The following is a 21,746-nucleotide window of genomic DNA, read 5'->3' on the forward strand; positions in this document are numbered from 1 at the left end:
CGGAAGGAACGTGGCTCCCTTACCTGGCATCGACGTTAGTCAACTTTGGCCCTGCCGGCGCCGGCCCGGCGGAGCCGCAGGTTGGTGGTAGGCGGAGCGAGAATCTCCACCAGTTCGCACGCGCACACGTACGGTCGGGCTCGCCGGCCGCGGTCGGTGCGCATCCGCCGGTCAGTCGATGCCCTGGGCGAAACGGAAGAAGCCGTGCCGGTCGTAGCGGTGCTTGACCTCCGCCAGACGGCCGTAGTTCTCCGCGTAGTAGGAGCGGCGCCAGTCCGGCAGGTCGGGATCGATGAAGTTCTGGTAGCTCTCGCGCCGGCCCTCGTGATCGAGGATGGCGAAGCCGTCGGCGAGCCATCGCTTCGCCGCCGACACGTCGTTGCGTTGGTACGCCGGGTCGGTGAGGGAGACCGCGTAGCCGCCCAGCAGGGTCGCGTCCCGATGCACGTACGCGGTGGCCTGGCGTGGCAGGGCACTCGCCGCCCCGCCCAGCGCCTCGAAGTAGAGCAGCCGGAACTGTCCGGTGCGGCCCTGGCTGGCGAAGACGTCGAGCATCCGGCGCAACTCCCCGGCGGGGAGCGGTCGGGCGAACATCCGGTTACGGGTGGCGTAGAAGTTCGACCGGGGCATCACAGCCTCGGGCGAGTATCCCACCCGGTGACACTGGTCGACGGTGAGGTCGGCGCAGCCGTACCACTGCATCATCGCGTCGTATGGGCGGTGCGCTTGTACGCTGCGGGTCGTCGGCATGGATCCGACCTCCGCCGTCAGCCGGTCGAGGAGCCTGTCCAGCCCGGCTTCCGGGCCGGTCCAGGCACCGTACACGGCGACCTGTGGCTGGGCGCTGCCCGCATCAACGGTGATGACGCCGAGGGAGGCGCCGAGCTGTTCCGGGGCGGCGGCGGCCCACGACTGCCACCCGGTGATGACCTCGACGGCTTCCTCGAACGGCCAGGTGAGGGTGTAGTTGACCATGGAAGTGAGCGCGACGGGCTGAAGCTCGTACCCGGTCACCACCCCGAAGTTGCCGCCCCCACCGCCCCGCAGTGCCCAGAACAGATCTGGATGCTCGTCCCGGGAGGCGCGTACCGTCTGTCCGTCGGCCAGCACGACCCGGGCGGCGACCAGCTGATCGCAGGCCAGCCCCTGGCCGCGGGTGAGGAGGCCGATGCCACCTCCCTGTACGAAGCCACCGAGGCAGACGTTCGGGCACACCCCACCGGCGAGCATCAACCCCTGCGGCGCGAGCCGGTGCAGCGCGTCGACCTGTTGTACCCCCGGTCCGGCCAGGACGGTGTCGCGGCGGACGGTGACATCGGCGAGTCGGGAGACGTCCAGCACGATGCCCCCTCCGGTGGAAAAGCCACCGAAGCTGTGGCCGCCGCTGCGGATGGCGGTGTGCAGGTCGTGGTGGCCGGCGAACCGGATCACCTGTTGTACGTCCCGATTGGAGGAGCAGTAGACCACGGCGCGCGGCCGAATCTTGTCGTACTGGCCGCTGGCCAGCTGCCGCGCCTGCCGGTATGCCGGGCTGTCGGGCCGCACCAGGTCGCCGTCGAGGCGTCGAGCGAGCCGATCCCACTCGTTGCCATGGGTGGCCGACGCTGCCACGGGCGAGGCAGCCAGCCCGGTCAGGGCGACACCGGCGCCCGCGCCCATCCGCAAGAAGTGTCGACGACTCTGCACCGCGCGTCCCTTCGCCGAATGAGTACCTGCCTACCGCATCCCCTGAGCGTGAGCAGAACGCTGCTCCGGTGACCGGCAGGTTCGGTTGTGGACATCTTGGTGGCATCCGACGCGACGACGCTTCTCCGGGCGTGCGGAATCCGTTGCGCACGTCACGAGATGCACGACTCGGGCTGACCACACGAGGCTGGAAGCTTGACCCGAAGTCCGGAGGAGATCTCAATGGCCACTGACCCACCCGGTTCCCGGCGCGTGATCACCATTCTGGGTGCCACCGGTTCGCTCGGCCGAGCGACGGTCGTCGAGCTGGCAGACCGGCCCGTCCGGTTGCGCCTGGTGGGGCGGGGTCCCCATCCGGCCTACCCGACCGGCCAAGCGCGGATCGAGACCGTCTCCGTCGACCTCACCGATCCGTCCCGGGTCGCCGAGGTGGTGGGTGACGCGGACGCGGTGCTGTGCTTCACCAAGCACAGCGGCGGCTGGCGGGACGCCGACTCGGTGGAGGCGGAGCAGGTCAACGTCGGGGTGGTGCGATCCCTGGTGGCCGCGGTGCGGGACGGTGAGAAGGTACCCGTGGTTGTCTACGCTGGCTCGTCGTCGCAGAGCGGACCGCCAGCCCGCACGCCCCTCGACGGCACCGAACCAGATCAACCGGCAAGCGCATTCGACCGGCAGAAGCTGGCAGCGGAGCGGCTGCTGCTCGACGCCGGACGTTCCGGGTTGCTGCGCGGAGTGTCGCTACGGCTGCCGATGGTCTACGGCGGGCCGGCGGACAAGGGTGTGGTGGCCGCGATGGCTCGTCGGGCCGTGACCGGTGGTGAGCTGACCATGTGGAACGACGGCAGGGTCCAGCGGGACCTGCTGCATGTGCGGGATGCGGCGGCGGCGTTCGTGGCGGCGCTGGACCACGCGGATGCTCTCGCCGGTCGGCACTGGCTCGTCGGTAGCGGTACCGGGGTGTCGCTGGCCGATCTGTTCGCGGCGATCGCCGAGGCCGTGGCCCGGTGCACCGGTGACGCCCCGGTCCCGGTCGTCTCGGTGCCGGCCCCCGTCAACGCGACCGCGGGCGATCTGCGTGATTTGGTGCTCGATGCGCGGCCGTTCCGGTCGGCAACGGGGTGGGAAGCACGGATCCCGCTGGCGGAGGGGGTGCCGACGACGGTGGCCGCGTTGATCGACACGGTGGCTGTGAGCTGACCGGCACCCGGGACCCGGCGGAGGTCGGGTGCCGCCCGCCCTCCCCAGGCCCGGCGGCACCCGGTGTTCACACCACGTGTACGTCCGGGACGTACAGCAGCCAGCGCCCGCCCGCCTCGGTGAAGGCGGGCTCCTTGGCCATGATCTCCTCGGCGTGGTTCCAGGCGAACAGCAGGGCGTAGTCGGGGTACGGGTCGGCGAACGCCGCCGGTGGCCGGATCGGGATGTGCTGTCCGGGCGTCAGCTTGCCGTGCTTCTCCAGCGTCGTGTCGCACACGAACTCGACCAGCTCCGGACCGATGCCGCAGTAGTTGAGGACAGTGGCGCTCTTGGCCGTCGCTCCGTACCCGACGACCCGGCGTCCCTGGGCGCGTAGGTCCGTCAGGACCCGCACGAGGTCATCGCGGATGCCATTGACGTTGGCGGCGAACCGACGCAGGGTGGCGAGCTCCGACAGCCCCCGCTGCTGCTCCTCGGCCAGGAGCTCCGCCACGGCGGGAGCGGGTGTGCGGGTACCCGCGCGGGCCAGGGTGAACCGCACCTCTCCGCCGTGCGCGGAAAGGCGCAGCACGTCGACCAGCTCGAAGCCGAAGCGGGCGGCGGTGGCCCGGACCGACTCCGCCGACCACAGGTAGAAGTGCTCGTCGTAGATCTGGTCGAAGGACGTCTTGGTGACGACGTCGCCCAGGTACGGGTCCTCGAAGACGAACACGCCGTTCGGGCCGAGCAGGGCGTCGACACCGCGCATCACCGAGTCGAGGTAGGGGATGTGGCACAGGGTGTTCGCCGAGTAGATGACGTCGGCGGTACCCTCGGCCGCGCACACCTCCTTGGCCGTGCCCTCCTCGAAGAAGTCACCGCGCACCCGGACACCGGCCGCCCGTGCTTCGTCGGCGACCCCGCCGGAGGGCTCGAACCCGAGGTGGCGTACTCCGGCGTCCTTGATCGTGCCCAACATGATGCCGTCGTTGCAGCCAATCTCGACGATGAACGGGTCGTCGTCGGTCAGCTCGGTGCGCAGGAGGGTCCGGGCCACGTCGGCAAAGTACGCCTGCATGGCCTGCGAACTGGAGGAATGAAAGGGGTACTCGCGATGGAACATCAGGTGCCGGGGCACGTCGTGGAGTAGTTGGACCATCATGCAACTGGCACACCGGCCGATGGTGAGCGGAAAGGTGAACTCCTTCTCCGTAGCCCTCGGCTCCAGGAACGCCTGCGAGATCGGTTGGGAGCCCAGGTCCAGGAACTCCTCCACGGTGCCGCCGCACACGCGGCAGGCACCTTTCGAGTGGACACTGCTGTTACCGGTCATGTTCGCTCCAAGGGTCTTCGGGGCGGGGTCTCACTGGTCTGAGAGCACGTCGTGTAGGGCCGCGATGACCTTCTCCTGTACGTGCCACGGCAGGGAGGGGTACATCGGCAGGGAGAAGATCTCGCCGGCCAGTCGCTCGGTGCGGGGCAGCGGTATCCGGGGGCGGGCGAGTTCCGGGAAGCCGGACATCGTGTGGACCGGCCACGGGTAGCTGATGTTCAGCTCGATGTCATAGTGGCGCAGCCGCTGGAGGATCTCGTCACGCCGCGGGTGGCGTACCACGTAGACGTAGTGGACGTGTTCGTTTCCGGCGGAGGTCGTGGGCAGCACCAGACCACCGGCACCGGTCAGGCTGTGCAGGCCCTCGGCGTACCGTCGGGCGACCGCACGGCGACCCGCGATGTACCTGTCGAGTCGGCGCAGCTTGCGCCGTAGGATCTCGGCCTGGACCTCGTCGAGTCGGCTGTTGTGGCCGGGCGAGCGGACCACGTAGTACACCTTGTCCATGCCGTAGTAGCGCAACTGGCGCAGGGCGCGGTTGGTGTCCTCGCGGTCGGTGACGACCGCGCCACCGTCGCCGTAGGCGCCCAGCACCTTCGTCGGGTAGAACGAGAAGGCTGCGGCGTCGCCGAAGGTGCCGGCCACCTGGCCGTGGTGGCGTGCGCCGTGCGCCTGGGCGCAGTCCTCGAGTACGGCCAGGTCGTGCTGACGGGCGAAACGCAGTACCGGTTCCATGTTGACGCACTGCCCGTACAGGTGCACCGGCACGATCGCCCTGGTACGGGGGCTCAGCGCCTGCTCCAGCTGGTCGGTGTCCATGAGGTGGTCCTCCTCGCGGACATCGACGAACACGGGTGTGGCGCCGGCGCCGGCGATCGCCACCACCGTGGGGGCCGCGGTGTTGGAGACGGTGATCACCTCATCGCCGGGAGTGACGCCGAGTGCTTCGAGGCCGAGTTTGACCGCGTTGGTGCCGTTGTCGACGCCGATGCAGTGCGCAAGGCCGTGGTACGCGGCGAACTCCTCCTCGAAGGCCCGTACGGCGGGGCCGAGGACGAGCTGGCCGGAACCGAGGACGGTGCGGACGGCGTCCAGGATGTCGTCCTTTTCCTCGGAGTACTCCTGCAGGTAGTCCCATACCCGGGTGGTCACAGGTGCTCGCCTCCCTAGCGCCGCAGCGACCGCGCTGCGCGGGCGCTCATGTAGTTGCTGTCGTAGGGCAGCCCCAACGCGTGGGCGCTGAGGAAGTCGACGCCGTCCAGACGGTTGTAGGGCTGCATGAAGTTGTTGGCCCGCATGTCGCGGAACATCCGGGACAGGGGGTGACCGGCGGAGTACGTCGCACCACCGCAGAGGGTGAGACAGTCGTCAACGATCGCCGGCCCGTGCTGGTTCAGCATCAGCTTCACGTATTGGAAGGGCAGCATCATCTGCCGCCCGCGTACGGCGGGGTCGGTCACCCGGGCCGCCGTCTCGTCGGCGTTGGACAGCGCGGTGCCGGCCGCGGCCCGGAGCATATATATGCGGGCGTCAATGTCGGCGACCAGGGTGCGCACCGCCGCGGGCGGCGTCGGCATGTTCTGCCGGACGTACTGGACCGCCCAGTCCCGGGCGGCCTGCGCCACACCGAGGTAGATGCCGAGCATGGTGATCGAGCTGACCGTCTGGCCGGCGAGAGCACCGTCGTGCTGGGTCCCCACCTCGCCCCGGATCAGGACGTCCGCATCCGGCACGAAAGCGTCCTGGTAGACGACGTCCACCGTCCCGGAGGCGCGCATTCCGAGCCCGTCCCAATTGTCGAGCACGGTGACGCCGGGGACGTCCGGGCCGATGAGTACCGTGGCGAGCCGTGGCGTTCCGCCATTGCTGGTCTGCGCCACGATGAGGATGTGCCGGGCGACCGGGGCCATCGTCACCATCGTGGTGCGGCCGGTCAGCCGCCATCCCCCGGCGGGGTCCGGAGTGAGCCGGGTGACGGTGCTGGGATGGTCCTTGACGCCGCCGGCCACCGGGTCGCCCAACGCCATCGCCCGCAGTACCCGCTCGGCGAGCTGTCGCGCGTGCGGCTCGCCGTGCGTCCACTCGTAGGTGAAGGTCAGTCCCCGGCTGAACTGGGCATGCAGGGCCAGTGCCGTGGAGGCGTCCGCCTCCGCGACGGCGAGTAGGGCGGTGGCCGTGTCGTAGAGCCGGCTCAGCCCTAGCCCTCCGAGTTCGCGCGGGACGGTGGCGCCCAGCACCCCACCTTCGCCGAGCGCTTTGAAGACCTCGGCGGGGAAGGTGCCGGTACGGTTGTGGTCGCCGGCGGCGACGCGGATGGCGGGCAGGTGGTGGCCCACCAGTTTGAGCAGTGCCACCCCGGCTGGCGTGACCGGAGTGCGAAGGGTGCCCGTCGGCGTCTGTTGCGTGAGGTCCTCTTGCATGGGGCGCTGAAGCCTTCCGGTGTCGGGTGCTGCGAGTCGTTACTCGGCGAGCCGGAGTCGACGTCGCCCGGGCGTGACTAGAGGACCACGGCCCGTGAGTTGATGGCGGCCAGCAGCGTGCGTGCCTGGACCGTCACGTAGTTGCTGTGTCGGACCAGAGAACGCAGCTGGCTCGGGGTCACCCAGAAGTGGTGGGCGGGGGGTCTGGTAGGTGCCTCGCGCTCGTCGGCCTCGACGACGAGGTACCTGTTCTCGGCGTTGAGGAATCGGCCGCCCTCCTCTGACTGCAGAGCCGAGTAGCGGATTCGGTCCGCTCCTGCGTTCAGTACCAGGTTGCGGAACGGTGAGCAGGTTGACCCGCACTCCGCGTCGCTTCCGGGTGCACACTGCACCGTCGGGCCGAGCTCCACGGTGTTGATGAAACCGCCCTCCACCCGCGCGTTGACCAGCAGGTGTGGTACGCCGGCGAAGCGGCGTACGACGAAGGCGGCGATGCCGCCCCGTACGGGCTCCACCAGCGGCTGGGTCCATCGGGCCACCTCCCGGCTGCCGGCCTCCACGGACACCGCCACCACCCGGAAGAACCGGTCGTGTTCGTGTCGGATCATCCAGTCGTCGCGGCCCCAGCCCCGTACCTCGGCCAGCGGAATCCGGCGGGCGTCGATTCGGCGCGCGGACCGTTCGGCGGCGAACCAGGACAGCACCTCGGTGTCCGGGTGTAGCGCCGCGGCCTCGTCGGATGGTAGGGGTGCGCTTGCGAGCACGCTCCGGACATCCATGTTGACCAGCAGGTCCTGGCGCAGCAGTCGGCCGATGTCCGCCAGGGTCAGCCAGTGGAAGTCCTCGTGTGTCGGCACCTCCTCCCGGGTCTCGACGATGATGTTGCGGTTGAGCTTGCGGAAGAACCAGGAGCCCTGCTCCGACTGCAGGACGTCGCCGAGCACCCGGCCCCGCCCCGGAGTCAGGAAGTGTTCGAGGTACCGCACCTCGCCACCGGCATGCAGTCGGGTGTAGTTGCTGCGGGTGGCCTGCACGGTCGGGGACAGCTGGATCTGGTTTGGGTTGCCGGGCTCCATCTTGGCCTGTAGGAGAAAGTGCAGGACCCCGTCGAACTCCTTGGCGAGCAGCCCCAGGACACCCACCTCGGGCTGCGCGATGACCGGCTGCTGCCAGTGTCGCGGCCCCTGGTCCGCGGGCCCGTCGGTGGTCACGTCGAGTCCCGTCACCGTGAAGAACCCGCCGGTGCGATGCTGCAGGTTTCCGGTGCCCTCCTCGAAGTGCCAGTGGTCCAGCTCCGGGAAGGAGATGCGGTGCACGCGGAAGTCGTGCCGACGGGCGCGTCGCGCCAGCCAGCCGAGCACATCGCCCGCCGCGGCAGAGGTCGCGGTGGCGGACCGCAGGACGCGCCGCGCCGGGCCCGGGTCGCTCCGGGCGACGAGTCGCGGCGGGACATCGGTACCAACCGCCATGCTGTGGTCACCTCCGGTCTGCGGTCCGTCGTGTCAGCGGCCGGGTACGGCCGGATTCATTCTCATTGTCGTCACCACGCCATCCATCTCTGAGGATGCGCAGTCAGCGGCACCGAAGCCCGCCGGCGGACAGCACATGCGGAGGTGTCCGAGCGAAACGGCATCTCCGAGGATGGGGCGCAGTGAGGCCGATTGATGGAGGATCACCATGGATACCGCGGCCACCCGGCCGGCAGCCCGGACCCTGCGGGACGCGCCAGCTATCGAGATCACCAGCACCGCCGCCGGACGACACGTCACCTCGATTTTCAACTCCGCGGTGGCCAGCTGGGCGGTCGCGGCCGCTTGGGAGATCGGTCTGTTGGACGAGCTGATCGAGAAGGGACAGGTCGACGCCGTCGAGTTCGCCGCCGAACACGGGCTCGACGCGGCGTCAACCGTCGGAATGTGTCGAGCGCTCGCCGCGGCCGACCTGGTCGAGCGGGAGGGCACCCTGGTCCGGCTGTCCGGCTACACCACGGAGATGTACCGGCTGAAGTCGTTCTTTCACTGGCTCGCGCGCGGCAGCGCGGAACTGTTCCAGCAAATGCCGGCAGCGATGGTGCGGGCGAACCGGACCGGCTCCTACTACCGACGTGACTCGGCAGCCATCGCCTACGCCTGCCGCGAGATCAATGAACTTTGCTACGAGAGTACCTTCCAGGCCGCGGTCGACCGGGTCGGCGACGACATCGGTGTCGTCGCCGACCTCGGTTGCGGCAGCGGGGCCCGGGTGCGGAGCCTACTCAGTCGCTTCCCCGCGGCACGGGGCATCGGTGTGGACAGCGCCCGTCCCCCGTTGGAGGACGCGCGGCGTGACGCGGAGGCAGCCGGTGTGGCCGAGCGGACGACCTTCATCGAGGCCGACGTGCTGGACCTCGAACCGCGACCCGAGTTCGCCGAGGTCGAGCTGCTCACCTGCTTCATGATGGGGCACGACTTCTGGCCCAAGGACAGGTGCGTGGCGACCCTGCGGCGGCTGCGGGAATGCTTCCCGTCGGCGCGTCGGTTGCTGATCGGCGACGCCACCCGCACCGAGCACACGGCCGACCGGGACCTGCCCATCTTCGTGGCCGGCTTCGAGCTGGGGCACGACCTGATGGGCATCTCGCTGCCCACTGTCGCCGACTGGGAGGGGGTGTTCGAGGAGGGGGGCTGGCGCCTGCTGCGGACCAACCGGATCAACCTGACCGTCGGCGAAGTGATCTTCGAACTGGCCTAGCCCGGTGCCCGAACCGGCCGGTGACCTCCTTGGAGCGAGCATGACCACAACAGCCGAGCTGATCGGCCAGACCCTGGCCGGCCTGGGCGTCCAGTGCGCGTTCGGCGTGGTGGGCGGCGGCAACATCCTCGCCGTCGCCGGACTCACCGGTGCCGGCGTACGGTACGTCTCCGCCCGTCACGAGGGAGCCGCGGTGGCGATGGCCGACGCCTACCACCGGGTCACGGGGAGGGCCACGGTCTGCACCACCTCGCACGGTGCGGGCTTCACCAACGCGCTGACCGCCCTCGCCGAGGCTGCCCGCCACGGCAGCGGCGTACTGCTGCTCTGCGGCGACGCGCCGCTGCGGGGCCGGCGCCGGCACGACGTCGACCAGACCGCCCTGGCGGCCTCGGTCGGCGCCCGGGTGTTCCGCATCGTCTCGGCCGCGTCGGCGGCCGAGACCGCCGCGGCGGCGCTGCGCGCGGCGAACGCGGGCAGCGCCTCCGTCCTCTGCCTGCCCAACGACCTGGTGACGGCCGACGCGTCCGAAACCACGTCGACGGAGCGGTCCGCCCTCATCCAGGCAGATCTGGCTGATGCGTCGGCCGAGGATCCTACCGTGCCCCCGTTGGCCGAACTGGCTGCCGTCGCCGGCGCGCTCGCGCGGGCGCGCCGGCCCCTGCTGCTGGCCGGGCAGGGCGCATGGCGGGCCGGTGCCGGAAAGGCGATCGTGGACCTGGGGGACCGGCTGGGTGCGCTGTACGCCACCACGGTGATGGCCAGCGGCCTGTTCATCGGAAACCCCTGGAGCGTGGGGGTGATGGGCGGCTTCGCCACCCCTGGGGCCGCCGCGCTGATCCGCGAGGCGGATCTGGTCGTCGCGTTCGGCGCCGGGCTGGACCCGTTCACCCTGCACCACGGTCGCATGCTGGACCCCGACGCGACGCTGGTGCGGATCGACATCGCCGCGGGAGTGGGTCCGGACCGCGTCGATCTGCGGGTACGCGCCGACGCCTCGGTGGCCGCCTCGGCCCTGTTGGACCTGGCAAACGCGCGGCCGCGGCCCGGAGCGGGATGGCGTGAGTCGGTGGCGGAGCGGGTGGCCTTGGCGCGCGACCAGCGGCCGAGGTACGACGACGCGGGGGGCGACGGGCGGATCGATCCCCGCACCCTCACCCGGTCGCTCGGTGAGCTGCTGCCCGCTGAACGGACCCTGGTGCTGGACGGTGGGCAGTTCATCGAATGGCCGATCCGCAGCTGGCCCGTGCCCGACCCAGCTGGGCTGGCCTTTATGGGCGCGGCCTTCCAGGCGATCGGCCTGGGGTTCGCCGGTGCGGTGGGGGCGGCGGTCGGGCGACCGGACCGGCTGACCGTGGCCGTTCTCGGCGACGGAGGCGCCCTGATGGGCTTGCCTGAGCTGGAGACCCTGATTCGCTGCGGGGCGTCCGCGCTCGTGGTGATCTACGACGACGCGGCGTTCGGATTCGAGGTCCACATGTACGGGCCGCAGGGCGCCGATCTGAGCAGCGCGACGTTCGCCGACACCGACTTCGCGGCCCTGGCCCGGGCGCTCGGCGGGCAGGCCCAGACCGTCCGCAGCCCGGCCGACCTCTGGACCGTGCGGTCGTGGTTGGCCTCGAATCGCCCCGGGGTGCTGGTGCTGGACTGCAAGGTCGCCCGCAACGTGGTTGCCGACTTCCTCACTGACCTTCTCTCCGGCCCCCCGGACCAACCGCGCAAGGAGTGAGTAGTGCAGTTCAACTCCATCTACGCATGCTTCCAGGAACAGGTGCGGAGCCGTCCGGACGCCGTTGCGGTGGTGTCCGGAGACGAGCAGCTCACGTACCGGGAGCTGGACGCATGGGCCGGTGCCGAGTCACACCGGCTACGCGACCACGGTCTGCGACGAGGGCAACCGGTGGCCATCCTGATGCGGCGTTCGCCAGCCCTCGTAGCCGCGCTCCTGGCCGTACTACGCGCCGGTGGCCTCTATCTTCCGATCCACGACGCCTACCCGACCTCTCGGCGGCAGCAGGTGCTGGACGACGCGGGAGCAGAGCTCCTGCTCACCGACTCCGACGACGTTTCGGGCGACCAGCTGCGGGTCCGACACGTCGTTCGGGTCGGTGCCGACGGCGACACCGGGGCGGCAGGACTCGACCCGGTACCGGTCGGCCGGCACGATCCCGCCTACATGATGTACACCTCTGGTACCCAGGGCACCCCGCTCGGCGTGGCGGTCAGCCATCGCGGGGTGCTGGGTCTGGCCCTCGACTCCTGCTGGGACAGTGGGCACCACGAGCGGGTGCTGATGCTGGCACCGCATGCGTACGGAGTCTCCACCTACGAGCTGTGGGTGCCCCTGCTGCGGGGCGGGACGGTGGTCCTGGCGCCGCCCGAGGTGATCGACGCGACCACGCTGCAGCGGCTGGTGCGCCGGCACCGGATCACCGCGTCGCACGTCACGGCCGGCCTGTTCCGGGTGCTCGCCGACGAGGCGCCGGAGTGCTTCCGTGGCCTGCGGGAGGTGCTGACAGGTGGGGACAACATCTCGGCGCAGGCTGTCCGCCGGGTCCTCGCCGCGTGCCCCGAGCTGGTGGTGCGCGCCATGTACGGGGCTACGGAGGTCTCATCGTTCGCGTCGAGCTGGCCGATGACGGTCGACCACCCACCGCAGGTGACGGTACCGATGGGCCAGCCGTTGGACGACGTGCGGGCGTACATCGTCGACGACGGGTTGGTGCCGGTCGGACCGGGTCTGGTGGGAAACCTGTACATCGGTGGCGAGCGCCTCGCGATCGGCTATCCCAGCCGTCCCGACATGACCGCCGAACGGTTCGGGCCGGATCCCTTCGCCGGAGGCGACGCCCGGATGTACCGCACCGGCGACCTGGCGCGGTGGACGCCGGAGGGCCTGTTGGAGCATGCCGGACGGGCCACCGCGCAGGTGAAGATCCGGGGGTTCCGGGTCGAACCGGCCGAGGTGGAACAGGTGCTCGGCGCCCACCCGGGGGTGGTGGACGTGGTGGTGGCGGACCGCCCGGACGCGTCGGGGGAGCGGCGACTGGTTGGCTATCTGATCGCCCCCGCCGGTCAGCTCGACGTCGCGGCGGTGCGCGAGCGGGCAGCCGCCCACCTCCCGCCGTACATGGTGCCGAGCGACCTCGTCGTGTTGGACCGGCTTCCGCTGACGCCGAACGGCAAGCTCGACCGGGCCGCGCTGCCGGCGCCGGACGTGGCCCCCGCCGGCCGGTCCGACGGCCCGCTGACCGACCGGCAGCGCAGGCTGTGTGCCCTGTTCGAGGAGATCTTGCAGGTACCGCAGGTCGGCCTGATGGACAGCTTCTTCGACCTCGACGGCCAGTCGTTGCTCGGGGTGCGCCTGGTCGGGCGGATCCGGCTGGTGTTCGGCGTGGAGATCAGTGTGGCGGACCTGTTCGATGCGCCGACCGTGGCTGAGCTCGACGAACTTATCGGCAAGAGCCTGTCCGACGAGGATGGCCGACCGGCGGGGGCGGTGACAGACCCGGTGGAGCGCACGTTGGAAGGCGAGGCCCGACCGCCCCTGCTGCCACGATGATCCTGACCGTGCGGCGTCGCCGGAGCGGCGACGGTGAGGAGCGTGATCGACGTGAGCGACCGGCCAAAGACGCGCCCTTTCACCGGCGCCGAGTACGTGGAGAGCATCCGGGACAGCAGGGAGGTCTTCCTCTACGGGGAGCGGGTCAAGGACGTCACGTCCCATCCGGCGTTCCACAATCCGGTCAGGATGACCGCCCGACTCTACGACGCGTTGCATGACCCGGCCCACCGGGCGGTGCTGACCACTGCCACCGACACCGGTGGCGACGGCTACACCCACCGGTTCTTCACCACTCCGCACAGCGCCGAGGATCTCGTCGCGGACCAGCAGGCGATCGCCGCCTGGGCCCGGCTGAGTTACGGCTGGATGGGGCGCAGCCCGGACTACAAAGCCTCGTTCCTCGGCACGCTCGGTGCCAACGCCGACTTCTACGGCCCCTTCGCCGACAACGCACGCCGGTGGTACGCACGCTCGCAGGAGAAGGTGCTGTACTGGAACCACGCCATCGTCCACCCGCCGGTGGACCGGAACCTGCCGCCGGACAAGGTGGGTGACGTCTTCGTCCAGGTGGAACGGGAGACTGACGCGGGCCTCGTGGTCAGCGGGGCGAAGGTCGTGGCGACCGGCTCGGCGCTGACCCACTACAACTTCATCGCCCACCACGGCTTGCCGATCAAGGATCGTCGGTTCGCCCTGGTCGCCACCGTGCCGATGGATGCGCCCGGACTGAAGTTGATCTGTCGGGCCTCATACTCCGCCGCGGCAGCGGTGATGGGCAGCCCCTACGACTACCCGCTCTCCTCGCGCCTCGACGAGAACGACGCCATTCTGGTGCTCGACCAGGTCCTGGTCCCCTGGGAAAACGTCTTCATCTACGGCGACGTGCGCAAGGTCCAGCTGTTCAGCTCCCACTCCGGCTTTCTCGAGCGGTTCGTATTCCAGGGCTGCACCCGGCTGGCGGTGAAGATCGAGTTTCTGGCTGGCCTGCTGGCCCGTGCCTTGGAACTGACCGGCACCCAGGACTTCCGCGGCGTGCAGAGCCGCCTCGGTGAGGTGCTCGCCTGGCGGAACCTGTTCTGGGCGCTCTCCGACGCGGCGGCCCGCAATCCGGTCCCGTGGAAGAACGGCGCGGTGCTGCCGAACCCCCAGTACGGCATGGCGTACCGGTGGTTCATGCAGATCGGCTATCCCCGCATCCGGGAGATCGCGATGCAGGACGTGGCCAGTGGTCTGATCTATCTCAACTCCAGTGCCGACGACTTCGGTAACCCGGAGATCCGTCCCTATCTTGACCGCTTCGTCCGCGGTTCCAATGGGGCGAGTGCGGAGGAACGGGTCAAGGTGATGAAGCTGCTGTGGGACGCCGTCGGCACCGAGTTCGGCGGCCGGCACGAGTTGTACGAACGCAACTATGCCGGCAACCACGAGAGTACCCGCGTGGAGTTGCTCGGCGCTCAGTTGGCTTCGGGCGATCTGGACCGCTACAAGGCGTTCGTGGACGAGTGCCTCGCGGAGTACGACCTGGACGGTTGGACGGTGAACGACCTGGAGTCGTTCACGGACTTCCGCCGACTGCGCAACTCGACGCTCAACGGTTGAGCGGTAGCCGTGGCGCGACCCCGATACTGCCGGAGGGCCGGTGGTATCGGGGCCGGTCCGGCGCCATGGGGGTGGTCAGCCGCCGGCCATGGGCGAGACGACGGTGACGGTGCTGCCCGACGTCACCACGGTGTCAGCGCGCAGGTGCCGGGGGACCATGTCGTCATCGACCACGAGGTTCAGGTAGCCCAACGGTTCGGAGTCGGGACCCAGCAGCCGTCGTCGATAGGTGGGGTTTTCCTCGGCGAACCGTTTGATAACCGCATCCAGCTTGCCCTCGGTCCCGGTGAACTCGGTGCGGTGACCCTGGGTCCACACCGATGGCAGAACGATTTTTACCACGTCAGTCTCCTCGTCGTGTCCGGGCTTTCGTCTCAACCGTCCCGCGCGCAGCGGAAGCCGTGCGCGAAGGTCGACCACCCTTCCGGGTCGCCGTGAATGCGTTCAGCGCACCGCGCCTGGTACCGAAAATTCATCCAGGAGCCACCCCTGATCACGCGGTACCGGCCCATCGCCATGCGCACGCTGGGGTCGACTTCGGTACCCGGGTGATAGAGACGGGACCGGGTGGAGGTCCACTCGTAGACGTTGCCGGCCATGTCCCGGCACCCGAAAGGGCTCTCGCCGAGGACGGCGAAGGTGCCCACCGGGGTTGTCAGTGGCATCGCGCCCTGCCGCTCGTACACCGAGTTCCACCACTTCACCCAGCCGTCCAGGGTGGTCAGGCTGCCCGCGTGGTATTCGGCGGTATTGGCCCGAGGGTCGTGCCACTCGTCCCCCCACGGCCAGATGCGGAACTGCGGACCGCGGGCGGCGTATTCCCACTCCTTCTCGGTGGGCAGCCTCTTTCCGGCCCAGTGCGCGTAGGCGCCGGCATCGGGAAAGGAAATGTGTACCACGGGATGGTCGCCCATTCCGGCGCTGCTGGTGCCGGGGCCGCCCGGGGCCCGCCAGTGGGCACCATCCCACTCGGCCCAACCGTTTTCGCCATAGACCATGCCGAAGCCGCGCCTTTCGGCATCGGTCTGGTACCCGGTTTCGGTCACGAAAGCGGCGAACTCCGCGACCGTCACCGGGTCCCGGTCGATGTGGAAGGTTGAGACGGTGCACATCGACGAGGGAGTCTCGTCGTGAAACCAGATACGCGGGAGCGGCTGGTCCGACCGGTCGAGCCAGTCCAGCATCCACGGCGGCGTGCCGATGGCGAACGAGCCGCCCGGGACGCGCACCATTTCGCCCATAACCCCTCCTGCCGGGCCGACGGAGTGAATCGTGCGGAAGTAGCGGGCCGATCGGCGCCGAGTCGCCACGCCGCAGGTTCTCGAACCCTATCCCCGCCATAATCCGTAACGCTTATTCGAAAATGCTCTTTTCGACGCTCATCAACAGAGTGAAACGGTTTTAAGGTGGGTGATGATATCTGTTTCGGAGGGGAGAGACATGCGTTCCGACACCGATGCGAGCGGGCCGCGCCGACCGTGGGGGGCGCGGTGGCGCGGGCTTGTGGCGGTCGCCGTTGCGATGGCCGTCGTGGCCGCCCCGGCGCCGCCGACACCGGCTGTGGCCGCCCCCGCCGTGTCGGAGGTTGCCTGGACGCCGTGTCCCGACCCCGCCCAGGCCGCCGCGGGACTCCAGTGCGCCTCGATCGAGGTCCCGCTGGACTACCGAGCCCCAGGCGGCCGGCGAATCGAGGTGGGGATCTCCCGGCTTCCCGGCACCGATCCGGACGCCCGACGTGGCGTGCTGGTGCTCAACCCGGGGGGCCAGTTCACCTCCGAGCTGGCCCTGCCGTTGCGGTTGGTCGAGCGGGGGCTGCCCGCCGACGTTCGGCGCCACTACGATCTCATCGCGTTCGACCCGCGTGGCATCGGCACAAGTACGCCGGTGAGCTGCGACCTGACGCCGGCGCAGATGTTCACCATCCCGCCCGGACGGTATGCCGAGACCAAGGCCGACATCCGTGCGGACGCGGAACGGATGCGGAGGATCGCCCAGCAGTGCGCCAGCTCCGCGACCGCGCCACTGATGCGGCACATGTCGGTGGCCAATGTTGCCCGTGACCTGGACCAGATCCGTCAGGCGCTCGGTGAGCAGCGGATCTCCTACCTCGGATACTCGTTCGGTACCTACCTCGGAGCCGTGTACGCCACCCTGTTCCCGCAGCGCACCGACCGGTTCGTCCTGGACAGCGTGGTGGGACCCACCGGGATGGACCACACCTGGTCCCGGCGGCTCGGCCTGGGCGTGGAGCAGCGCTTCCCCGACTTCGCGGCCTGGGCGGCCGAGCACCGAGAAATTTACGACCTCGGGGACAACCCACGTCAGGTACGGTCCACTCTGCTGCATCTGGCACGCCGGCTGGACGACGCGCCGGTGGAGGGAGTCGACGGTCACCTGCTGCGCTACCTGACGTTCGCGATGCTGTTCAGTGACACCACGTTCCCCCACCTGGCGCAGTTCTGGCAAACGGCCCGGAAGGGTGCGGACGGCCTGCCGCTGACCGAGGCCGAGGCGACGCTGCTGCGGCAGATGTCGAATACCGCGTTCGACTTCTCCGGCCTGCTCCACCTGGCCTGCAACAACGTCGAGGGCTGGCCGCGAGGGGTACGACCGTACGAACGCGCCGTGACGTTGGACCGCGCCCGCTACCCCCTGTACGGGGCGGCCTCGGCGGGCCTTTGGCCGTGTGCCTTCTGGCCGGTCCGACCCGTGGAGGCGCGGGTACGGATCACTGCCGAAGGGCCGTCGAACATCTTGCTCGTACAGAATCGTCGTGATCCTGGCACGCCGTTGGAGGGCGCGCTGGAGATGCGGCACGCGTTGGGCCAGCGGGCGCGGTTGGTAACCGTCGACAGCGGCGGCCACCTCGCCTATCTGGGTACGGGTGGTGCCTGCGCGGACGCGGTGACCACAAGGTTCCTGGTGACGGGCGTACGCCCGGCCACCGATCGGGTCTGTCCGAGCTGACGGATGAACGTTTGGGCGGGTGCGGCACCCGCGGTGGCCGTTACCCGCCCCTTCGAGGAGAGGGAGTGGTCACATGAAGGCTGCTGTGGTGCCGACGCTTGGTGCCCGGTGGGAGTTGCGGGACGTACCGACGCCCCGCCCCGGCCCCGGTGAGGTGCTGGTCCGGGTCCATGTGTGCGGGGTCTGCCACAACGATGTGTGGCTTAGTCGCGGCGTCCTGCCAGCTCCGCCACGCGACCCGATGATCACGGGGCACGAGGCGGTGGGTGAGGTTGTCGAGCTGGGCCCGGGCGTGCATACCCGTAGCCCGGGGGACCGGGTCGGGGTGCCGTGGGTGCAGGACACCTGCGGGCGCTGTGACTACTGCCGGCTGGGTCTGCCGCTCACGGGCCAGTCCGGGATGAACTGCGCCGCTCCGGTGATGACCGGCGTCACGACCCAGGGTGGACACGCCGAGTACGTGCTGGCCCGGGCGTCGAGCACGGTCCTGCTCCCGGCTGGGCTCGGTTTCGTGGCCGCGGCGCCGTTGCTCTGCGCCGGTTACTCGGCCTGGAGCGCGCTCCGGGCGTCCGACCCGGCCCCGCACGAGCGGGTGGCTGTGCTCGGCATCGGTGGCGTTGGCCACCTGGCCGTGCAGTATGCCCGTGCCTGCGGGTTCGACACGGTGGCAGTCACCCGGTCTGAGGACAAGCGGAGCACGGCACGCAAGCTGGGCGCCGGGTTGGTGGTCGGCAGTGGTGCGGAGCTGCGTGAGGCCGGCGGCGCCGACGTGTTGCTGGTGACCGGAACGTCGTATCCGGCGGCCACCGAGGCGTTGGCCGGCGTACGTCCGAACGGCCGGGTGGTGCTCGCCGGCATCGATCCGGCGGGGGCCTTCACCGTGGGACCGGACAGCCCGGTGTGGGCGAACCGGCTACGGATCATTGGCTCCACCCACAACGGCCCGCAGTATCTGAGCGAGGCCCTTGACCTGGCGGCCGACGGCAGAGTGACGCCGATGACCGAGGTCTTCGAGAAGGAACAGGTGGCCGAGGCGGTGGACCGGGTCGAGCGCGGTGCGGTGCGGTTCCGCGCCGTGGTCGACTACCGCTAGGCCGGTGACGAGGCGGTTCGACCTGACCGACGCGGTGGGCGGCGCCGTAGCCGATGCCTGCCGGCGCCGAAGCGGTCAGGTCGACCGTCGCCATGGGCTGGGCAGTAGCTGATCAACAGGTTAATCACCGGTATCGCCGCCCTGTCCGCTCCCGTCCGAGTGTGCCAGGCGACGGAGGAAGCCTCCGGTTCTGACCCGTATGGCCGGTGGCGTTGTGGATGGGACCACGCCACCGGCCGTACGAGGAGCGCCCTGTCAGGCGTGGGTGCCGGCGACCGGGTCCGGCGCCTGGTCCTGCGCCTCGGCCGCCGCAGCCGCCTCGTTACTCGAGGGCAGCTGCCGCAGGGTGCTCAGGGTGAGGGCGGTGGCGCCGAGCATCAGCAGCGCACTGACCACCGAGGTGCTGTGCAGGCTGCTGGTGATGGCGTCGTAGGCACTGCTGAGTAGCGCCGCGGCCTGATCGCCGGGCAGTCGCGTCGCGCTTTCCAGGGCACCCGCGACGCTCTCCTCCGCTGCCGGGTCAACCGGCACGCCGGCCGGAGCGGTGAACTGCCGGGTGTAGATCGCGTTGCCGATTGTACCCAGGACGGCGATGCTCATGGCGATCCCGAGCTCACCCGAGGTGGACGTCATGGCAGCGGCGGAACCGGCCCGTTCCGGCGGGGCGGACTGCATGGCCAGTGCCGCGCACATGCTGCCCATCGGGCCGGTCCCCAGGTTGATGACGATCAGCGAGGTGACCACCAACGTCAGGTTTCCGGAGCTGGGGGCCTGGGTGAGCGTCAGGTACCCGAGGGAGGCCAGCACGGTGCCCCCCGCGATGACGTACGCCGGCCGGATCGATCGGACCAGCAGCGGCGTGAGTTGCATGATCATGATCATCGCCAGCGCCGACGGCAGCAGCCACAGCGCCGTGCTCAGGGGCGACAACTGCTGCACCGACTGCAGGTAGAGGTAGACGAAGAGCTGGTTTCCCGCGACCAGACCGGCGAACATGGTCAGCAGCAGCGCCGGCCGGAAGATCTTGTGCTTGAACAGCTTCAGGTCCAGCAGTGGGCTGGTGAGGCGGTTCTGCCGGCGTACGAAGATCACACCGGAGACCAGGCCGATCAGGACGGCGACGGTCGGCAGGGGTTCGAAGCCGGTGCGGGGGATCTCCTTGAGGCCGTAGACGAGCGGCAGGATCGTCGCCAGGGAGAGCAGGATGCTCAACGGGTCGATGCGGCCGGACTGCGGGCTGCGGAATTCCGGCAGCAGGGACGGCCCCAGGATCAGCACCATCGCCATGATTGGCACGGCCACGAGGAACACCGAGCCCCACCAGAAGGAGTTGAGCAGCACCCCACCAATGATCGGCCCCAGGGCGGTGCCGCCGAGGAAGCAGCTCATCCAGACCGCGATAGCGCCGGTGTGCTGCTTCGGGTCGCGGAACATCGCGCTGATCAGCGACATGATCGATGGCATCAGGGTGGATCCGGCGATGCCCAGCAGCGCACGGGCGGCGATGAGCATCGTCGCGTCGGTGGAGTAGGCCGCGACGACCGAGGCCACTGCGAAGCCGGCGGCCCCGAACATCAGCAGTCGTTTGCGTCCGATCCGGTCGCCGACGTTTCCCATGGTGACCAACAGACCGGCCAGCATGAACCCGTAGATGTCGGTGGCCCAGAGCTGCTGCACGCTGCTGGCGCCCAGATCTCCGCTCAGATGGGGCAACGCCAGGTACAGCACGCTGATGTCCATCGCCACCAGCATCGTGGGTAGAGCCAGCACTGCCAGGCCGATGAACTCCCGTCGGCCGGCCCGCGGGGGAATCTCGGCGCTCGGGTCCATTGCATCCTCCTCTGTCGTCCGAAGTGCGGCGGGGGCGGCACGCGCACATTGCAACAAGCACCTTGTACGTAAAACGTCTGTTTGTCAATCAGCCGCGCTCGATCGGGCGGCGCCGCCCCCGAATGTCACCGCAACGGACGGAAGAAGCGGCGAATATCGCTAGTGATCAACTCGGGCTGCTCCAGTGCGGCAAAGTGACCGCCCCGGTCGAACTCGGTCCAGTGCGCGATGTTCGGGATGTCCCGCTGGGCGAACCGTCGGATCGGCAGGAGGATGTCGTGCGGGAACACCGCCACCCCCACCGGCACCTTGAGCGGGTCGGGCCGAGCTCCGGCAGCCGCTGGCGCCAGGTCGCGCGCGCCCTCGTAATAGTGCTGGGCTGAGGAACCGGCCGTGGCCGTGAACCAGTAGATGGACACGATGTCGAGCACCCGGTCGCGATCGATGGCGCCTCTCTCCCAGCTGGCTGGGTCGGCCCACTCGCGGAACTTCTCGGTCACCCAGGCCAGCTGGCCGACGGGGGAGTCGGTGAGCCCGTAGGCGACGGTCTGCGGCCGGGTCGACTGTAGCTTCATGTAGCCGGACAGCTCCGTGTCGAACCGGGCCAGCCGTTCCAGCCGCCCCAACTCCACCTCGGTCAAGCCCGAAAGCTCTCCCTGCGCGCCGGAGGGAAAGGTGAGCAGCATGTTGACGTGCACCCCGACGACCTGCTCGGGGGCGAGCCGGCCCAGCTCCAGCGAGATGACGGAGCCCGCGTCACCGCCCTGCGCTCCGAACCGTTCGTAGCCCAGCCGCGCCATCAACGCCGCCCACGCCTGCCCCACCCGCCGGGCATTCCAGCCGGTGTTGGTCAGCGGGGTGGAGAAGCCGAAGCCGGGTATCGACGGAATAACCAGGTGGAAGGCGTCGGCCGGGTCGCCGCCGTACCGGCGGGGGTCGGTCAACGGACCGATGACGTCGGTGAACTCCGTTACGGCTCCGGGCCAGCCGTGGGTGAGGACCAGGGGCAGGGCGTCCCGTTCCGGCGACCGGACGTGCAGGAAGTGCACTGTCGCGCCGTCGATCTCTGTCCGGAACTGCGGGTGTGTGTTGAGCTGCCGTTCGGTGGCCCGCCAGTCGAACCCGTCGCGCCAGTAGGCGGCCAGATCCCGCAGGTGTGCCAGTGGTACCCCGCGGTTCCAACCGACCCCGGGTAGTTCGTCCGGCCAGCGGGTGTCCGCCAACCGCCGATGCAGATCGTCGATCGCGTGCTGCGGGATTTCGATACGGAAGGGATGCATGGCAGCTCCACTGGGGTGCGCTCCTGACGGCCGGATCAGCCACCTCCAGCCTCACCGCCGGTTGTCC

At 69.5% G+C, this 21,746-nt stretch carries 16 protein-coding genes; 7 read left to right on the plus strand and 9 right to left on the minus strand.

The annotated features are described in order from the left end of the window. Nucleotides 1–171: 171 nt before the first annotated feature. Complete coding sequence (locus SALPAC3_RS0100265; RefSeq protein WP_232430432.1) at nt 172–1,686, minus strand: FAD-binding oxidoreductase; 1,515 nt, start codon at nt 1,684–1,686, stop codon at nt 172–174. A 222-nt stretch (nt 1,687–1,908) separates the two neighbouring features. Between SALPAC3_RS0100265 and SALPAC3_RS0100270 the strand changes: the two genes are divergently transcribed. Beyond that, nucleotides 1,909–2,883 carry an NAD-dependent epimerase/dehydratase family protein gene (locus tag SALPAC3_RS0100270; protein ID WP_018219255.1) on the plus strand — a complete coding sequence of 325 codons (975 nt, stop codon included), beginning with the start codon at nt 1,909–1,911 and terminating at the stop codon, nt 2,881–2,883. Between the two features lie 67 nt (nt 2,884–2,950). Here SALPAC3_RS0100270 and SALPAC3_RS0100275 read toward each other — a convergent pair whose 3' ends face one another. From SALPAC3_RS0100275 to SALPAC3_RS0100290, 4 genes are all read right to left on the minus strand, one after another. Continuing rightward, entirely contained in the window at nt 2,951–4,195 is a 1,245-nt protein-coding gene (locus SALPAC3_RS0100275; protein WP_050563674.1) for a class I SAM-dependent methyltransferase, read from the minus strand. A gap of 30 nt (nt 4,196–4,225) precedes the next feature. Further along, complete coding sequence (locus tag SALPAC3_RS0100280; protein WP_018219257.1) at nt 4,226–5,347, minus strand: DegT/DnrJ/EryC1/StrS family aminotransferase; 1,122 nt, start codon at nt 5,345–5,347, stop codon at nt 4,226–4,228. Nucleotides 5,348–5,361: 14 nt separating this feature from the next. Beyond that, nucleotides 5,362–6,615, minus strand: coding sequence for an acyl-CoA dehydrogenase family protein (locus tag SALPAC3_RS0100285; RefSeq protein WP_018219258.1), 1,254 nt, complete (start codon nt 6,613–6,615; stop codon nt 5,362–5,364). Between the two features lie 77 nt (nt 6,616–6,692). Then, nucleotides 6,693–8,084 (minus strand): NDP-hexose 2,3-dehydratase family protein, encoded by a 1,392-nt coding sequence (locus SALPAC3_RS0100290; RefSeq protein WP_018219259.1) that lies wholly within the window; start codon nt 8,082–8,084, stop codon nt 6,693–6,695. Nucleotides 8,085–8,292: 208 nt separating this feature from the next. Here SALPAC3_RS0100290 and SALPAC3_RS0100295 point away from each other — a divergent pair, with 208 nt between their 5' ends. The 4 genes from SALPAC3_RS0100295 to SALPAC3_RS0100310 are packed head-to-tail and all read left to right on the plus strand — an operon-like array spanning nt 8,293 to nt 14,509. Next, nucleotides 8,293–9,345 carry a class I SAM-dependent methyltransferase gene (locus tag SALPAC3_RS0100295; RefSeq protein WP_018219260.1) on the plus strand — a complete coding sequence of 351 codons (1,053 nt, stop codon included), beginning with the start codon at nt 8,293–8,295 and terminating at the stop codon, nt 9,343–9,345. Nucleotides 9,346–9,385: 40 nt separating this feature from the next. Continuing rightward, a complete protein-coding gene (locus tag SALPAC3_RS0100300; RefSeq protein WP_026185111.1) occupies nt 9,386–11,074 on the plus strand; it encodes a thiamine pyrophosphate-binding protein in 1,689 nt (562 codons plus the stop codon). A 3-nt stretch (nt 11,075–11,077) separates the two neighbouring features. After that, nucleotides 11,078–12,907: a non-ribosomal peptide synthetase gene (locus SALPAC3_RS0100305; protein ID WP_018219262.1), complete on the plus strand. Its 1,830-nt coding sequence runs from the start codon at nt 11,078–11,080 to the stop codon at nt 12,905–12,907. 42 nt (nt 12,908–12,949) lie between these two features. Continuing rightward, nucleotides 12,950–14,509 (plus strand): 4-hydroxyphenylacetate 3-hydroxylase N-terminal domain-containing protein, encoded by a 1,560-nt coding sequence (locus tag SALPAC3_RS0100310; protein ID WP_018219263.1) that lies wholly within the window; start codon nt 12,950–12,952, stop codon nt 14,507–14,509. Nucleotides 14,510–14,584: 75 nt separating this feature from the next. Here the strand turns inward: SALPAC3_RS0100310 and SALPAC3_RS0100315 are convergent, their stop codons facing one another. Next, nucleotides 14,585–14,851, minus strand: a complete 267-nt coding sequence (locus SALPAC3_RS0100315; RefSeq protein ID WP_232430433.1) for a MoaD/ThiS family protein — start codon at nt 14,849–14,851, stop codon at nt 14,585–14,587. Nucleotides 14,852–14,883: 32 nt separating this feature from the next. Continuing rightward, on the minus strand, nt 14,884–15,750 hold the full coding sequence (locus tag SALPAC3_RS0100320) for a formylglycine-generating enzyme family protein (protein ID WP_018219265.1): 867 nt from the start codon (nt 15,748–15,750) through the stop codon (nt 14,884–14,886). A gap of 199 nt (nt 15,751–15,949) precedes the next feature. Here SALPAC3_RS0100320 and SALPAC3_RS0100325 point away from each other — a divergent pair, with 199 nt between their 5' ends. Together SALPAC3_RS0100325 and SALPAC3_RS0100330 are read left to right on the plus strand one after the other, a co-directional pair. Continuing rightward, nucleotides 15,950–17,476, plus strand: coding sequence for an alpha/beta hydrolase (locus SALPAC3_RS0100325; RefSeq protein WP_232430434.1), 1,527 nt, complete (start codon nt 15,950–15,952; stop codon nt 17,474–17,476). 73 nt (nt 17,477–17,549) lie between these two features. Further along, nucleotides 17,550–18,569 carry an alcohol dehydrogenase catalytic domain-containing protein gene (locus SALPAC3_RS0100330; protein WP_018219267.1) on the plus strand — a complete coding sequence of 340 codons (1,020 nt, stop codon included), beginning with the start codon at nt 17,550–17,552 and terminating at the stop codon, nt 18,567–18,569. A gap of 255 nt (nt 18,570–18,824) precedes the next feature. Here the strand turns inward: SALPAC3_RS0100330 and SALPAC3_RS0100335 are convergent, their stop codons facing one another. Beyond that, the gene (locus SALPAC3_RS0100335) at nt 18,825–20,399 is read right to left on the minus strand and encodes an MFS transporter (protein WP_018219268.1); all 1,575 of its coding nucleotides are present in this window, start codon (nt 20,397–20,399) and stop codon (nt 18,825–18,827) included. A gap of 125 nt (nt 20,400–20,524) precedes the next feature. Further along, a complete protein-coding gene (locus SALPAC3_RS0100340; protein WP_018219269.1) occupies nt 20,525–21,679 on the minus strand; it encodes an epoxide hydrolase family protein in 1,155 nt (384 codons plus the stop codon). Between the last annotated feature and the right edge of the window lie 67 nt (nt 21,680–21,746).

The organism is Salinispora pacifica DSM 45544 (genome assembly GCF_000378845.1).
GTDB classification, from domain to species: domain Bacteria; phylum Actinomycetota; class Actinomycetes; order Mycobacteriales; family Micromonosporaceae; genus Micromonospora; species Micromonospora pacifica.

Bases quoted from the DNA above. Each gene is read 5' to 3' on its own strand.
- SALPAC3_RS0100270 (WP_018219255.1), top strand. From the start codon at position 1,909: ATGGCCACTGACCCACCCGGTTCCCGGCGCGTGATCACCATTCTGGGT.
- SALPAC3_RS0100275 (WP_050563674.1), bottom strand. From the start codon at position 4,195: ATGACCGGTAACAGCAGTGTCCACTCGAAAGGTGCCTGCCGCGTGTGC.
- SALPAC3_RS0100285 (WP_018219258.1), bottom strand. From the start codon at position 6,615: ATGCAAGAGGACCTCACGCAACAGACGCCGACGGGCACCCTTCGCACT.
- SALPAC3_RS0100290 (WP_018219259.1), bottom strand. From the start codon at position 8,084: ATGGCGGTTGGTACCGATGTCCCGCCGCGACTCGTCGCCCGGAGCGAC.
- SALPAC3_RS0100295 (WP_018219260.1), top strand. From the start codon at position 8,293: ATGGATACCGCGGCCACCCGGCCGGCAGCCCGGACCCTGCGGGACGCG.
- SALPAC3_RS0100300 (WP_026185111.1), top strand. From the start codon at position 9,386: ATGACCACAACAGCCGAGCTGATCGGCCAGACCCTGGCCGGCCTGGGC.
- SALPAC3_RS0100320 (WP_018219265.1), bottom strand. From the start codon at position 15,750: ATGGGCGAAATGGTGCGCGTCCCGGGCGGCTCGTTCGCCATCGGCACG.
- SALPAC3_RS0100325 (WP_232430434.1), top strand. From the start codon at position 15,950: ATGCGTTCCGACACCGATGCGAGCGGGCCGCGCCGACCGTGGGGGGCG.
- SALPAC3_RS0100330 (WP_018219267.1), top strand. From the start codon at position 17,550: ATGAAGGCTGCTGTGGTGCCGACGCTTGGTGCCCGGTGGGAGTTGCGG.
- SALPAC3_RS0100335 (WP_018219268.1), bottom strand. From the start codon at position 20,399: ATGGACCCGAGCGCCGAGATTCCCCCGCGGGCCGGCCGACGGGAGTTC.
- SALPAC3_RS0100340 (WP_018219269.1), bottom strand. From the start codon at position 21,679: ATGCATCCCTTCCGTATCGAAATCCCGCAGCACGCGATCGACGATCTG.